General features: G+C 46.7%; 10 protein-coding genes. 8 read left to right on the top strand and 2 right to left on the bottom strand.

Annotated features, from left to right (window positions below):
* Positions 1–192 precede the first annotated feature (192 nt).
* From F3I09_RS09880 to F3I09_RS09860, 5 genes are all read left to right on the top strand, one after another.
* A complete protein-coding gene (locus tag F3I09_RS09880; protein ID WP_223233191.1) occupies positions 193–2,508 on the top strand; it encodes a DUF5703 domain-containing protein in 2,316 nt (771 codons plus the stop codon).
* Positions 2,509–2,649: 141 nt separating this feature from the next.
* Positions 2,650–4,161: a S10 family peptidase gene (locus tag F3I09_RS09875; RefSeq protein WP_149694867.1), complete on the top strand. Its 1,512-nt coding sequence runs from the start codon at positions 2,650–2,652 to the stop codon at positions 4,159–4,161.
* Positions 4,162–4,210: 49 nt separating this feature from the next.
* Positions 4,211–4,780, top strand: a complete 570-nt coding sequence (locus F3I09_RS09870; protein ID WP_149694866.1) for a Crp/Fnr family transcriptional regulator — start codon at positions 4,211–4,213, stop codon at positions 4,778–4,780.
* 76 nt (positions 4,781–4,856) lie between these two features.
* Positions 4,857–5,291, top strand: coding sequence for a carboxymuconolactone decarboxylase family protein (locus tag F3I09_RS09865; protein ID WP_149694865.1), 435 nt, complete (start codon positions 4,857–4,859; stop codon positions 5,289–5,291).
* Positions 5,292–5,640: 349 nt separating this feature from the next.
* Positions 5,641–5,997 carry a DUF4260 domain-containing protein gene (locus F3I09_RS09860; protein ID WP_149694864.1) on the top strand — a complete coding sequence of 119 codons (357 nt, stop codon included), beginning with the start codon at positions 5,641–5,643 and terminating at the stop codon, positions 5,995–5,997.
* A 2-nt stretch (positions 5,998–5,999) separates the two neighbouring features.
* Here F3I09_RS09860 and F3I09_RS09855 read toward each other — a convergent pair whose 3' ends face one another.
* Together F3I09_RS09855 and F3I09_RS09850 are read right to left on the bottom strand one after the other, a co-directional pair.
* Positions 6,000–8,090, bottom strand: coding sequence for a prolyl oligopeptidase family serine peptidase (locus F3I09_RS09855; protein ID WP_149694863.1), 2,091 nt, complete (start codon positions 8,088–8,090; stop codon positions 6,000–6,002).
* Between the two features lie 165 nt (positions 8,091–8,255).
* Positions 8,256–8,921, bottom strand: coding sequence for a response regulator transcription factor (locus tag F3I09_RS09850; protein ID WP_149694862.1), 666 nt, complete (start codon positions 8,919–8,921; stop codon positions 8,256–8,258).
* Between the two features lie 1,224 nt (positions 8,922–10,145).
* Between F3I09_RS09850 and F3I09_RS09845 the strand changes: the two genes are divergently transcribed.
* From F3I09_RS09845 to F3I09_RS09835, 3 genes are read left to right on the top strand one after another with little or no spacing between them, the layout of a single operon-like run.
* Entirely contained in the window at positions 10,146–11,882 is a 1,737-nt protein-coding gene (locus tag F3I09_RS09845) for a gliding motility-associated C-terminal domain-containing protein (protein WP_188133754.1), read from the top strand.
* Between the two features lie 26 nt (positions 11,883–11,908).
* Positions 11,909–12,919: a type IX secretion system membrane protein PorP/SprF gene (locus F3I09_RS09840; RefSeq protein WP_188133753.1), complete on the top strand. Its 1,011-nt coding sequence runs from the start codon at positions 11,909–11,911 to the stop codon at positions 12,917–12,919.
* Between the two features lie 26 nt (positions 12,920–12,945).
* Complete coding sequence (locus F3I09_RS09835; protein WP_149694859.1) at positions 12,946–15,264, top strand: OmpA family protein; 2,319 nt, start codon at positions 12,946–12,948, stop codon at positions 15,262–15,264.
* Positions 15,265–15,549 lie beyond the last annotated feature (285 nt).

Here is a 15,549-nt window from a genome sequence, read left to right as displayed (position 1 = left end):
GTGGAGGAATTGCAGGTTCAGCGTGTAAGTCGAAGTTGTTCGTTCAATAAAGTAATACAAAGCTAAGGGAATTCCGATGATAAAAGACATACGCGTCGAAAAAACAATGTTATATTTCCCTTTTATGACAATCTATTAATTGTCGGCATAACAACTTATTTTAGGGATATTTAAAATCCAGTTCCATGTTTTATGAAAGGTGTTAATATCCTGCAATTTATCTTGTGTTTAAGTCTGGCTGTACTGTTTTGCGGGCATCACGTGGCTGCGCAGCATATGCCTGTTTCCCGTTATGATGTGTCCTGGGATACACCAGGCAAAAATGCCGCTGATGCCATGCCTTGCGGTGGAGGAGATATCGGTCTGAATGTCTGGGTGGAAAATGGGGATGTATTATTCTATCTGTCAGAAAGCGGTGCATTTGATGAGAATAATGCCATGCTGAAACTGGGCAGAGTGCGATTGAAATTATCTTCCGGCCCACTTGGACTGAAAGGATTTAAACAGGAATTAAAATTACAGCAGGGAAGTGTGCGGATCCGGGACGAGCATACAGATATTGAGATATGGGTAGATGTGTTCAATCCGGTAGTACATGTAGACATAAAGAATGATCAACCTGTGAAAGTGATCGCAACTTATGAATCATGGCGATATGCTGATCACCTCATTACAGATAACAAAGAATGCCGTGCCAATTCCTACAAGCGCTTGCAATCATTCCCCATTACAACCTACAAAGATGATATCGCTTTCCAGGGAAATGCTATTGTTTTCTATCACCGTAATCGTGCCGATGTACAGGATATTTTTACTTATACGGTACTGATGGAAGGAATGGGAGCCGTGAAGGATCAGTTGTATGATCCTTTGAAGAACAACACCTTTGGCGGTATGATGCATGGCGATCAGATGATAGCGGCAGGAATAGATTCCGGCACTTATGCAGATGCCGCTTATCGCGGATGGTCTTTACAGAGTAAGAAAGCGGTACGTGCACAACGGCTGACAATAGGACTGGAGGTAGCGCAAACCGCAAGTGTCAGCGAATGGAAGGATACATTGCAGCGCATTATGGGAGCAGGCAGTAAGGACCATGAAGCTGCCCGCCGTAAAACACTGGAATGGTGGCAGCAGTTCTGGGACAGAAGTTATATCTGCATCGATAGTAAAGATACTGCAGCAGTGACTGTTGGACGTAATTACCAATTGTTCCGTTATATGTTGGGGTGTAACGCCTTCGGCAAATGGCCGACGAAATTCAATGGAGGTCTATTTACATTCGATCCGCGTTATGTCAGCGAGCAATATCCTTTCTCACCCGACTTCCGTTTGTGGGGAGGTGGCACCATGACTGCGCAGAATCAGCGGCTGGTATACTATCCAATGCTGAAAAGCGGTGATGCCGATATGATGAAGGGACAGTTTGATTTTTATCTGCGGATAAAGAAGAATGCGGAACTTCGTAGCCAGACATACTGGCAACATGCAGGTGCTTGCTTCACGGAACAGATAGAGAACTTCGGCTTGCCCAACATCACCGAATATGAGCCTAAAAGGCCTCCTGGTGCTGATCCCGGTGTGGAATATAATGCATGGCTGGAATACCAGTGGGAGACGGTATTTGAATGCTGTCTCATGATGCTGGATGTGAACCGTTATACCGGTGTATCAAACCCTGAACATATTACCTTCATCGAAAGCTGCCTTACTTTTTATGATGAACACTACCGGCAGCTGGCAAAGAAAAGAGGCATTAAGGAACTGAATGAAAAGGGGCAATACATACTATTCCCAACATCATCAGCAGAAACCTTCAAAATGACCTACAACTCTACAACCGTTATTGCTGCATTACAGGTCCTCCTGCAAAGAATGTCTGAGCTGCCGGAGCTACAGGAAGATACACTCCGCCTGGCAAGAATATTACAGATGCAGAAAAGGGTGCCGCCTATCGCGTTGACGGAATTCGCAGGGCATAAAACCATTGCACCAGCGCTTGCCTGGGAAAGAGTGCAGAACACAGAGACGCCACAATTGTACCCGGTTTTCCCCTGGGGTATCTACGGAGTGGGTAAGCCTGACCTGGATATTGCCCGCAACACCTGGGAATATGATCCACATGCGGTGAAATTCCGTAGTCATGTAGGATGGAGGCAGTACAACATCTTTGCCGCCCGTCTGGGACTGACCGAAGCCGCGGCCGCACTCACCAAACTGAAATTCGCCAACGGGCCTCACCGTTTCCCTGCATTCTGGGGCCCCGGCTTTGACTGGACACCCGATCATAACTGGGGAGGGGCCGCCATGACCGGTTTACAGGAAATGCTGTTGCAGGTGGATGGAAAGAAGATTTATCTGTTGCCCGCCTGGCCATCTGACTGGAATGTGGTGTTTAAACTCCATGCACCCTACAATACAATCGTCGAAGGCACGGTAAGCAATGGGAAAGTGGAGCAGTTGAAAGTGACACCGGCCTCCCGCAGAAAGGATGTGATCATCATGTAATACTTCGACTGACAAGAGTTCGCGCAATCATTTGTTCACATATCGCGAACAGCGAAAGGGGATTTTTCCTTTTATCCCAAAATTCGCTGTATAGCCGATTGCTTCTATTATATTTACCTGAAACCATTTATCAATCAAATTATGATCAACAAAATCTTATTGCCCCTGGCGCTTACAGGTGCAGTCATCGCGCAGGTGGCTGTATTGCCGGCACAGGCGCAGATGAAACCCTCGCCTTCCAGAGTATTGGCTGTTGACTCTTCCGTCGTAACGAAACATGAAGTGACCATCAAAGGGCAGCGCGTGTCTTACACCGCTACCGCAGGCAGCATCCCCGTATGGGATGATGAAGGCAAACCTATTGCCGGCGTGTTTTATACTTATTATGAAAGGGATGATGTAAAAGATAAATCCGGCCGTCCGCTGGTGATCTCCTTCAATGGAGGCCCTGGCACGCCTTCCGTATGGATGGAAATCGGATATACCGGTCCGCGGATGCTGAACATAGACGATGAAGGGTACCCCGTACAGCCCTATGGCATGCGGGATAATCCACAGTCCATCCTGGATGTTGCTGATATCGTGTATGTAGACCCTGTGAATACCGGCTATTCCCGTCCGGTAAGTAAAGATATTCCCGGTACCAAATTCTATGGCGTGAATGCCGATATCAAATACCTGGCGGAATGGATCAATACTTTCGTAACCCGGAAGGGACGCTGGGCCTCTCCTAAATTCCTGATAGGGGAAAGCTATGGTACCACCCGTGTATCCGGACTTGCACTCGAGCTCCAGGATGCGCAGTGGATGTACCTCAATGGTGTTATCCTGGTATCTCCCACAGAACTGGGTATACTGCGTAACGGACCAGTTGATGCCGCCCTGAAACTACCTTATTTTACGGCTACCGCCTGGTACCATAAAAAGTTACCTGCGGACCTGCAGCAAAAAGACCTGAACGATGTACTGCCTGAGGTGGAGAACTTCACGATCAATGAACTGATCCCTGCTCTGTCAAGAGGCAGCGCGCTGGATGAAGCACAACGTAAAAGCATTGGCGTCCGCATTGCACGTTACAGCGGACTGAAGGAACTGGTGGTGCAGGAGAATAACCTGGATGTGTCTACCAACCTTTTCTGGAAAGAACTGCTGCGTGACCAGGGATATACTGTTGGCCGGCTGGATTCCCGTTACAGGGGTATTGACCGTCAGACCGGTGGTACCAGTCCGGACTATAACGCAGAGCTGACCGCCTGGTTACAGGCCTTTACACCGGCTATCCACATCTACCTGCAGGAAGAACTGAACTATAAAACAGACCTGAAGTATAACATGTTTGGCGATGTATATCCCTGGGACAGGAAGGACGATAAAACAGGTGAGAACCTGCGTCAGGCCATTGCCCAGAACCCTTTCCTGCATCTGCTGGTGCAATCGGGTTATTACGATGGCGCCTGCGATTACTTTAATGCCAAATACAGCATGTGGCAGATGGACCCCGGCGGTAAACTGAAAGGCCGTCTGAAATGGGAAGGCTATCGCAGCGGACATATGATGTACCTGAGAAAGGATGATCTGGCCGCGGCGAATGAGAACCTGAGGAAGTTTATCCTGGAATCCATTCCCGCCAAAGGTCAGGCGGCAAAATATTAAAACAGGAGGCTCCGTACAGGAGCCTTCTTTCTTTACCGTAATATTGTGTATGCAAAGGCTTATAGCACATATCAGCAAGTTTGTGGAACTGACGGAGGAAGATAAAGAGATTATATTATCCTGTATACAATACCAGGAGGTAAAAAAGAAGGAATACCTGCTCCGGCAGGACGCCATCTGTAATGCCAATTATTTCATTTTAAAGGGCGTTTTCCGCAAGTATTACATTGACGAAAAAGGATCCGAACAGATCATCCATTTCGGTATTGATAACTGGTGGATCACTGACTATGACAGCCTGGATAGAAGGATACCCTCCCAATACTTCATACAGGCCGTAGAACGGGCCGAAGTAGCCGTATTGGACTGGAGGGTCCAGGAAGAGCTTTTTGTCAAAATACCCGCCCTGGAACGTTATTTCAGGCTGATCCTGCAAAGGGCATATGCCGCCTCCATGCAGCGCATCCGGTATATCTATGATTTTAGCGGGGAAGAACGTTATTATCATTTCAGTAACCTGTATCCCGAATTCCTGCAGCGTATTCCTCAATATATGGTGGCATCCTACCTGGGTTTTACCCCTGAATTCCTGAGTAAGATCAGAGCTAAGAAAATCTGAACGGTCTTTTCTTGAACTTGATTAAGTTTTGGCAACGGACGGTGTTGCAATTTTGTGTCAACGAAAACATAAAATCATGGAAACACGTCTTAATATGTCGAAAGTGGAACCGGAAGCTTATAAAGCAATGCTTGCTATGGAGAAATATCTTCATGCTACGAAAATTGCTCCCCTGCACAAGGAACTTATCAAGATCAGGGCTTCGCAGATCAATGGTTGTGCTTACTGTATTGATATGCATACAAAAGATGCCCGTAAACTGGGAGAAACAGAACAACGCATTTACGCGCTGAACGCCTGGAGGGAAACGCCTTTCTTCTCTCAGGAGGAAAGAGCCATCCTGGCGCTGACCGAAGAGGTGACCCGTATCAGCAATCATGTGAGTGACGCTACTTATAACGAGGCCATACAGGTGCTGGGAGAACAGCTGACCGCCCAGGTAATGATGGCGGCTGTGGCTATCAACTCCTGGAACAGGATAGGGATCGCCACCAGGATGATGCCTGCATGAATATCGTTCGTCCTGTATAGCAATATAGTGGATTCCCCTATCTACAGGCTCTCTAGTATAGCATTACAGGCACTATTCTATAGCGATCGCTATAGAATAGTGCCTGTAATGCTATACTAGAGAGCCTGTAGGCTATAGGTCACACCGAATCTTAAGCGAATACATACCCTTAGGGCCCTTCCGGCAACCCTGCAGGGAAGCTGGTATTTCACCAGAATGGATGCACCCCGGCAAACATCATATACGCTTTAACCCGATGCATACCGGATGTATACCCGGCGCATACTTGGAGCTGATGCTAATAAGTAACTATCTTTATGGCCGGGCCTGTCTAAACCTGCCTGTATTCATGAAAACCATACTTATCCTGGAAGATCTGGCGCTTTTCCTGCTCGCCATCCTCGCTTTTCATTTGCAATCGCCGTATGCCTGGTGGCTGTTTCCGGCATGCATCCTCTTACCCGATCTGTCTATGCTGGGGTACATGGTGGGCAACCGTACCGGCGCTTTTTTTTATAACCTGGTGCATCACAAGGGTGTTGCACTGATCGTTTACCTGGCTGGTCTGTATTTTCACCAGGACTGGGCTGTTTTTACCGGCATCATCCTGTTTGCCCATTCGGTGATGGACAGGATGTTTGGGTACGGTTTAAAGTATGAGACCGGTTTTAAGGACACCCATTTAGGGAAGATCGGGAAACAATAATCCTATTCTTTCAGATGTCTGATCAGGAATGCGACGGTCGCTTTGTCTACTGTAAGGGCGTTGCTGTATTTCATCCAGTGATGGGTATCGTCGGGAATGGCGAGATACTCAAATGGCACTCCTTTGTCCTCCAGGCGGCGGAGAAGGTCTATCGTCTGGCTAAATTCCACATTGCGGTCGTCATCGGCATGGATAAGCAGCACGGGAGATGTCCAGGTATCCACATGGGCAACTGGTGAGGACAGCCAGGACACTTTTAAGGCGGTATCAACATCGGGAGCCGGGTTAGCTGACGGGGGAGGTAAAAATGGAGTACGGTTATGTACACCGTGTATATCGACGCCTGCGGCGAATAGTTTTGAGTCCCTGCCCAGGGCGTGTGCAGTCAGAAAGCCTCCATAGGAGCCGCCATACACCCCGATCTTTGTAGCGTCCACCTGTGATTGCGCCGCCAGCCATTCGCCGGCAGCTTTGATATCCTGGTATTCAGCCGCCCCAATGATGCCCGCATGTGGCGGCTTGTGGAATTCATATCCATAACCGATACCCAGGCGGTAGTTCACCGACAGTACAATAAATCCCTGGCTGGCCAGGTACTGGTTCACAGCATATCCATTGGCGTAATAATCCATGTAATGCCAGCCCAGCAGCATCTGGCGCTGTGGGCCGCCGTGGATGTATACAATAGCAGGATATTTCTTTGCCTTGTTTTTCGGTTCGAACAGTTGTGCATGTACCAGGGTACCATCGGGCGCTTTGAAGGTAACCGGTGTTGGGATGACCATTTGCGCCTCGGGGAAGCTGGGGGGCAGCAGTGTTCTGCCTGTTACTTTGGGAACGCCCTTCCTGAATGGCATTACGGCCGGCAGTAAGGGTTGCCGTGCGGTAGCAGTAAGTGAGGCGATAGTATGGCCGTCGCCGGTTACGACAGGGTAGGTTTCAATACCTTCTCCGGAGGTGAGTATTTCCATAGCCGCTTTATCTACCGGTACGCGTGCGAGATGCCTTCGGTCAATATCAGCCGGTGTGGGGCCTGTATTGGCGCTGAATACGATCCATTTGCCATCGGGACTGGACTCAATATGTTCTACCATAAAAGCGCCTGGCGTTAATAACAGGGGGGTGCCTCCGCCGGGAGTGATGGAATAGAGATGTGGCCATCCATCGTGGTAGGAGAGGAATACGATTCTGTCGGCTACTGGCCAGTTGAGATTCGTATTACCGTCTGTGGTAGGGAAGGAGCCGGACAGTGTAACAGGAGCTTTCCATAACAGCCTGCCTTCCCCGCTGGATACATCTGCTGTCCAGATAGCCCAGGGCTGGTGTTTACGGGCAAGCAGGGAATCCGGAGCGCCGCCGGTACCGGGTGTACGGATAAAAGCAATCTGCTTCCCGTCGGGCGACCAACGGGGAGAAAGATCTTTTGAAAAGCCTGGAGCTATCCATTGCAATGGGGTGGCCGTATTGCGGTATACGCCAATGTAGGAATGGTCGTTGCGGTTATTCACAAAAGCCAGTCCGGCGCTATCGGGGCCCCACGCAATACTATGGCAGGAACCTTTGAGCGTAAGCAGGTTCCGGGCAGGAGAGGCGCCGTCTATGGGAGCGATCCATATCTGCCCACCCTTAATGAATGCAACACTGTCGCCATGGGGCGAGATAGTTGCATAGTCGCCCTCCGACAATATTCTGGCCGTACCGCCAGCAAAAGGAACTGACCATACCTCTGTTTTGGGAGGCAGCGGTAGATGCGTAGCATTCACAGGATTACTGGCATCCTTTCCACCATGATCACCTCCACGGATATACACCACCCATTTACCATCGGGCGAGATAGAAAGACTGCTGATCTCCTGCCCGTCGTCGAGCGTATAGTCAGTGAGTTTCCGGGGAGTAAAATCAGGACCTGCGGCAACATATACATTCCTTTTTCCCTGTTCATTTAAGGCCCAGGCAATACCACTACCGGTAGATGCGCTGGTAAGAACGGAAGGGAAGGGATAACTGGTAACCGCTTCCATAGTAAACTGCTGGGCGTTTACGCTGCATATATGCAGGAGAAGGGTTGTGGAGAGAAGGACAGATCTGATCATGAGCAGCAGGAAAATTAAGAATCAGGAATTAAGAATCAGGAATGAGAAAATACGAATACAAATTGACATTTTGATACTTTAGTCAATTCATCGCAGTCTGCATCTCTGAGAAGCGCTGCTGTACTGAGTTTCTGATTCCTGATCCTTAATCACGATTCCAGTGGGCTACTGTTTCTGCTGCTGTATAATATTTCTGATCACAAATTCGGTCAGCGCATTGCGACCGGCAATACCAAGCTTGCCTGCTATTCTGTATCTGTGATTTTCGATAGTACGTATGCTCACATTTAATTCATCAGCCATCTGCTTGGTGCTTTTACCTTCCGCAATCATTTTTATGATGCGGTTTTCAGCTTTACCAAGCCTGTGATACAGTGCCTGTTGTGCGGTGGATGAGTTAGCAAGGGATACACTTCTGGTTTCGTCAGGTGTATGCACATGATTGAACTTTGCGAAGCGGCCCAGTCGCGAACGGATGCTGAGCAGCAGGTCGCGTTTTCTGAACGGCCTTGCCAGGTAGTCATCTGCTCCAAGGTTCATGGCCATGCGCATTTCCTGTTTGTTATCTTTTACACTGATGAAGATCAGCGGAATATGATCAAAACCAGGGTCGTTCCTTAGTGCCATAATGAAATGATGCCCGCCTGTTCCGCGCAGGTGTGCACCACAAATGATAAGATCGGGTTGCTGTTGCTGGCAGATGATGATTCCTTCTTCTTCTGAGGAGGCTGTATAGATATCATAAGATTGGGTAATCAATAACTGCCGGGTCTGTCTTACAAATACCTGATCCTCATCTACAAGTAAAATTTTATAGACTGCAGTATTCATCAGAAAAGTGTTTGCAGGTTGATATACAGGTATGAATGTAACCGATTACAATACCCATATATATGGCGTATACTGATCAGGCATGTTTAATGGCTCCGGTCTTCGCAGGCCAGAATAACTCGTGTAATAACAGAATGGAATGGTCGTGTGCATTTTAAATTGGTTAATATTAAGTAGTTAAGCGGTAGACGCAGACACACGTTTGGCATAGTTAATTTCCGTTGCGCGTGCAGCCTCCATCAGCTGTTTTTAAACATGGTCTTTCAGGTAGAAGATATGGGAATGGTCTTTCCAGTGGCGTAAATATGAATAGAATAACGGGTGCGATTTCAACTAATGATCTTCGTCATATATAAAATAAGCGCTAGTACTCAAAAAAAGGTGAGCATATACTTACTGCTATTCCCGCCGGGTCTGGTAAAGTGTCTAAGTGACTACAATTATATTAGTAAATATAGTGATTTGTTCACATATGGAAATTTTATGCTGTGAATCATTTGAAAGGGAGAATCTCATATAAATAGGATAAAATAATATTACAGAAAATGCCATTTTGAAAATATGCGTACAAGCACAGCAACAAAAGTTATCCACATTTCGGGTCGGTTTCAGGTTAAAAAATGTGGATAACCCGACTCTTCGTAGGGTCGATAAAGGTAGTTATAACGCTCTGCTCCCATATATTTATTGTATGAAACAAAATATATATTTGAACGCCCCGAAGCCTTCAGCAGTAAGGTGATTCAAGGGGTCATATGTTCATAAAACATCATTTGATTAATCCCGGAAAATGGCCATTTTTATATGCCAATTTGCATAGTATGTGCCCCAATTTCATTTGTAATGTTCTGATTTATAACTGAGAAGTAGGAGGGGTTAATGCTCATTAATTTTTAAAAAGATATTGTTTTATCAATAAATATAGATATTTTTATATTCGAATTTACTATATCCTTGACTGTCGGATATTTATAAATCATAATCCTAGACCAATGAAGAAAGCTGCCTTATACGAATTGTGGACCGCTCTGAGAGCGGTATTCCATATGCCTGACCATCGTCCCCGGCTTGCCCGGATCTATATATATAATAACAAGATGACAATTGGTGCACGGCGTTTCTAATGAGAGCTAAACATTGGTACAATAGCATTCACAATACACTACTTGCAGTAATCCTAAGCCTATGCGCATAAATTATAATTCTCGCTTAAATCTGCAAAAAATGATGCAGCTGCGAGTTGGCCGGGTCTTTACCGATATTAAAAAGATGTCTGATCGCTGCCTGTTCATGCTACTTTTTATAGTGGGTATGACCTGGTTGCCAGCGAAGGCAAATATTCCGACAGCCGTAAAAAAAGCAGCTACTGGTGTTACCGTTAATGGTAAACCTTATACCAAATCCGTTGACATATGGGTGACATATTCCTATAACGGTTCAGGTACTGACGGTGCTGTGAAGGTGGGAGATCAGATCGACTATAAGATCTTTATTAAAAATACCGGTGATGAAGCCCTGACAGTGCGTGTAGTAGACACACTGCCTATACACACCATTTTTTATGGCGCCTCCCCGGGTGGGACGCTTAATAATGATGTGCTGTCATGGAACAATCTCGCGCTTGCCCCGGGAGCACAGACCTCAGTTTCCTTTTCAGTGAACGTAGATGGTTCTTTAGCCGGTGTGGACTATATTAATAATACCGGTTATGTAGATATCGGAGATGGAAACGGATTACAGCACACTTTTGCGCCTGCAGTTGACAATAACATCAACGCCGCTATTGGTACTGACAAAGGATGGCCTTCTACAAGGACCCCGGTTGATAACGGTATGAACTCCATCAACTGGAAGAGCGTAAACTATACCGGTACTGGTCCAAACGGTACTATCCAGTCAGGCGACCTGGTTACATACGTAATACACGTACAGAACACCGGTACAGAGCAGCTGACCAATGTAATCATCACTGACTACGTTCCTGTATATACTAACTTCTACGATGCACCGGATGCAGCTCCTGATGCCAATAACCTGCTGTCATGGACTGTTCCCGCCATCGATCCGGGACAATCTATTGTACGTTCCTTCCGTGTAAGAGTAGCAACAGACCTGACAGGCGCCAAAGCCATAGAAAATACAGCTTATGTAAATAACGGGAACGGTAAAGGAGCCGTTCCGACACTGCCATCTCTCGCTACAGATCCTAACCAGCCGGATCCAAATGGCGCAGGTAAACCATCTACTACTATTCCTATCGTGAGTGTGACCTCTTTTGAAGGATGGAAAATAGTACTGAACGCCAGCGGTGAGGCTAGTGTAACCTCAGGTGAAGAACTGTCATATATTATATATGTACGCAACACAGGTAACATTACTATCCCTACCCTCCAGGTAAGTGATCCGGTTCCTGCCCTGACAACTTTCGCATCCGCTACTGATGGTGGTATCCACCTCGTAGGTTCAAACACAGTAATGTGGGCGGTAAATAACCTGGCTGCCGGTGCAATTGCCACACTCCACTTTAAAGTAAAAGTTGATCCTCTGCCTGATGGTATAAAGAGCATTGATAACACAGCAAGGATCCAGATCGGTGGTAACTCCGACTCTACTTCCAAAGCAACATACCATTGCGATCCTAAAGAAGCAGGTTGCGACAAGGGAACCGTAACAAGTATCAAGACAGCTGGTAAAGCTGCAGGTATGGTGATCTCCAACGTGGTAACGCCAAACGCAGACGGTAAGAACGACTACTTTATAGTAAGAGGAATCGATAAATACCCTAACAGCGGATTATTTATATTCAACCGTTGGGGAGGTGTTGTATACCAGAACAAGGACTATCAGAACAACTGGGATGCGACGGGATTAAGCGAAGGTACCTATTACTACCGCCTTGAGTTGAACAGCCCTACCGAAGGGGTAAAAGTTTTCAAAGGCTGGGTAATGATTATTAGATAATGAACTGTGATCCTAAAAGTGCAATTATGTACATGACAAAAAAATGGTTTACTGTAGTATTATTACTTTGCCTGGCAGCAGGTTCCCGTGCCCAGCAGAGTGTCCAGTTCAGCCAGTATATCTTCAACGGATTGAGCATCAATCCCGCATATGCAGGTTATAAGGATGTACTACATCTTAACGCCGCTTTCCGCCAGCAGTGGACAGGTATAGACGGTGCTCCACGTACGGCCAGCGTATCGCTGGACGGTCCACTGAACAGAGGTGCCAAAGACGCAAACGTTGGCCTGGGTGTACAGGCTATGATGGATAATCTGGGTCCTCAGAGCGCTATTTCCCTTTATGCTTCCTATTCATACCGCATACGACTGGATGAAGAAGATACCCGCCGCCTATGCCTCGGTCTCGGCGTGGGTGCAACACAGTATGGCCTGAGCGGTAAAGACCTGGTCTACCTGGATAACGGCGATCGTATCATTCCTGACGGTTCTGCCAAGTCTACTGCTCCCGATGCACGTGTAGGTATCTATTACTATACTCCTTCACTTTATATCGGTGTCTCTGCACTGGATCTCTTTTCCAAGTACAGCAGCTCCGGTTATAAATGGAGAGGATATACATATGAGAGTATCAAAAGAAAACAACATGTTTATATAACCGCAGGTTACATGTTCCCGGTGAATGACAACATTTACCTTAAACCATCAGTGCTGTTTAAAACTGACTTCGCAGGTCCTGCAGGTCTGGACGCAACATTGATGATGCATATTGATGAACTTTTATGGATAGGTGGTTCCTACAGAACAAATCTCTCTGTATTCAACAAGAAATCAGTTGTAAGCAATACATCACTTGACAAAGCCAATGCGGCAAGTGCTATCCTCGAATACTACATCTCTCCTAAGTTCCGTGTAGGTTATTCCTATGATTATAGCATGAACAAACTGGCAGGTATACAGGGAGGCTCGCATGAACTTTCGATCGGTCTATTATTTAATTCAAAGCTTTTCAGTACATCCAATCCCCGCTATTTTTAATATTTAAAAGATCATCAAATCTCGATATGCTACGTTGTTACGCGATATTATTATGCACCACTCTGATGGTTCCGGTGATGCTGTTTGGCCAGGAGCAGAAAAGCGTGCGGGTAAGGGCTGATGAGGCTTTTGAAAGACAGGAATATGCAGTTGCAGGATCCCTGTACGGCAGGATCATTTCAAAGAAGAAAACCAAAACTTCTATTGACCTCCTGGAACGTATAGCTGCCTGTAATCGTGAAATTGGCCAGTATGATGATGCTGCTTTCTGGTATGAGAAAATGGATGAGCGTCCTGATTGTCCGCCAGTGGCACATCTGCAGTATGGGGAAATATTAAAAAGTGCAGGTAAATACGTTGAAGCAAAACAACAGATAGCCAAATTTAAAAGTTCAAAGCCGGATAGTGTTCGTCTGGCGAATGCGATGATGGCTGGCTGTGATAGTGCGATTGCCTGGAAGACTAACCGTCTTGACATGGCGATGGAAAATATCAAGGAGTTGAGCTCCTCCGGTTCTGATTATGTAAGCGGTGTAACAAGACAAGGTCTCCTGCTGGTATCCAACGGGTATCGTAAAATGACCATGAACCTGTTGCCTGAGAAGAATCCCAAGATTGATACACGTACCAATCAGCCTTATTACAAAGCATATATCTTTAAACAATATTCACAGGGGGTGGCCAATACTTTCGTTGAAGAAGTAGTGCCACAATTATTAGCCCTGGTACCGTATCATATCGGACCTGTATGTTTCAACGCCAGGGAAGATACCATCTATGTAACGCTGAACTCCTGGCAGCAGGATATCGCCAACCGTAAGAAACGCGGTCCTGTAAATGGTGAACGTACAATGATGGTGTTCTGGTCTGTAAAATCAGGTGATGAGTGGAGACCACTGGAACCACTGAAAGAGATCAACTCAAACGGTTATTCTACCGGTCACGTTGCCCTTAGCCGTGATGGTAAGACCATGTACTTTGCTTCCAACAGAAAAGGTGGTCAGGGTAAAATGGACATCTGGTACAGTGAAAAGCAGAAGAATGGCAGATGGGGTAAACCTAAGAACTGTGGTCCGGTTATCAACACGCCTTTCGACGAAGCATTCCCTACCTATAATGAAGAAGATATGTTGTACTTCTCCAGTAAAGGTCATCCGGGCATGGGAGGTTTTGATATCTTCCGTGTAGCAGGTAAGGGAACTGAATGGCATCGCCTGCAGAACCTGCGCTATCCGTTCAATTCCGGTGGCGATGATCTGGGCTTCATCATGAAGGCGAATATGTATGAAGGGTACTTCTCTTCCAACCGTCCTGGTGGCGGTGGTAGCGATGATATCTACCGCTTCATGGATACTCACTTCACAGAAAGATTCAACAACGACGAAGGTATCCAGCCTTATAAAGATCCGGAGCCGGGATCAAATCCAAACCCGGTAATACTGGCGCAGAACAAACCTGCTGATAAACCAGCAGCGGAATCAGTAGGGGTAGCAACTCCAAAACCGGACGAACCGGTGGTTGTTTCTCCGAGACAGACCGTAACTGCGCCAATCAGCTTACCGGGAACAGTTGCTACGTCAACGCCGACAAAACCGGCTGAGGAACCAGTGGTACACTCTCCGAAACAGACTGTAAGCGCTCCGATAGATATTCCATCTGCAGTGACCACTACACAGCACCCGGTTTCAGAACCGCTGGTAGCGAAGAACGAACCAGCGAGCGAGCCGGTTAAAGAGCCAGTAAGCGAACCGGTAAAAACAACACCTGTTAAGCGTACGCCTCCTGCTAAACCAGGAACCAAGAAACCGGTGAAGACGCCTGTGGTAGTAGCCGCCCCTGTAGTAGTACCGCCTGTAACAGAGACAAAGACGGAATACGAGCCTGAACCGGTTGCAGAAAAGCCTGCTGAGAAGATCGAAACTGTAGCCGTAGCGCAGCCAAAAGAAACCAGACAGGACGTGGAAATGTCAGAAATGGACCATGCTATCCAGAGCAAAATGGAAAACATGGAGTTCTACTACGACTATAACAGCGCCGTTCTGACCAGTAAATCAAGGAACCTGCTGGATAGGGTAGCCGTGGTACTGAACCAGTACCCTGACTGGAAACTGCAGATACGTTCCTATACTGATAGCCGCGGTTCTGACGCCTATAATAAGGACCTCTCCGCTTTACGTTGCTACGCAGTAATTGAGTACCTGGTAAGGAAAGGTGTAACTTCAAGCAGACTTTACTACGAAAATATCGGTAAAGACCCTGAAGATCCATGTGGTAAAGGTGTACCTTGTACGGATGAACAGTATATGCGCGCAAGACGTACCATGTTGAAAATCATTCACAAATAGGATCATATTACTAAAATAGAGGAACGCCCTCCCGGTACAATACCGGGAGGGCGTTTTGCATATAACAAAAAAAATTACTTTTGGGATAGTACTACACCACGTTAGGTACGACACCTTTATAGAGAGTCTGGAGAAGAGCGAATTAAAGAACATTTTGTATTAACCATACGCCTTAAAATACCATTTGCCTGTGAAGACCGGTCTTATATCTGCACATACTTACTTTAGAGCAACCTGACATAATAACAACCTGTGGCTTGGATTATTGTAAGCAGAAATAAACCA

Source organism: Chitinophaga sp. CF418 (assembly GCF_900142925.1).
In the GTDB taxonomy this organism is placed as follows: Bacteria; Bacteroidota; Bacteroidia; order Chitinophagales; family Chitinophagaceae; genus Chitinophaga.
The sequence above is the reverse complement of the archived record's forward strand: the minus strand, read 5'-3'. Positions and strand labels throughout refer to the sequence as shown.

Bases quoted from the DNA above. Each gene is read 5' to 3' on its own strand.
- F3I09_RS09840 (WP_188133753.1), top strand. From the start codon at position 11,909: ATGTACATGACAAAAAAATGGTTTACTGTAGTATTATTACTTTGCCTG.
- F3I09_RS09880 (WP_223233191.1), top strand. From the start codon at position 193: ATGAAAGGTGTTAATATCCTGCAATTTATCTTGTGTTTAAGTCTGGCT.
- F3I09_RS09870 (WP_149694866.1), top strand. From the start codon at position 4,211: ATGCAAAGGCTTATAGCACATATCAGCAAGTTTGTGGAACTGACGGAG.
- F3I09_RS09865 (WP_149694865.1), top strand. From the start codon at position 4,857: ATGGAAACACGTCTTAATATGTCGAAAGTGGAACCGGAAGCTTATAAA.
- F3I09_RS09860 (WP_149694864.1), top strand. From the start codon at position 5,641: ATGAAAACCATACTTATCCTGGAAGATCTGGCGCTTTTCCTGCTCGCC.
- F3I09_RS09835 (WP_149694859.1), top strand. From the start codon at position 12,946: ATGCTACGTTGTTACGCGATATTATTATGCACCACTCTGATGGTTCCG.
- F3I09_RS09845 (WP_188133754.1), top strand. From the start codon at position 10,146: ATGATGCAGCTGCGAGTTGGCCGGGTCTTTACCGATATTAAAAAGATG.
- F3I09_RS09855 (WP_149694863.1), bottom strand. From the start codon at position 8,090: ATGATCAGATCTGTCCTTCTCTCCACAACCCTTCTCCTGCATATATGC.
- F3I09_RS09875 (WP_149694867.1), top strand. From the start codon at position 2,650: ATGATCAACAAAATCTTATTGCCCCTGGCGCTTACAGGTGCAGTCATC.
- F3I09_RS09850 (WP_149694862.1), bottom strand. From the start codon at position 8,921: ATGAATACTGCAGTCTATAAAATTTTACTTGTAGATGAGGATCAGGTA.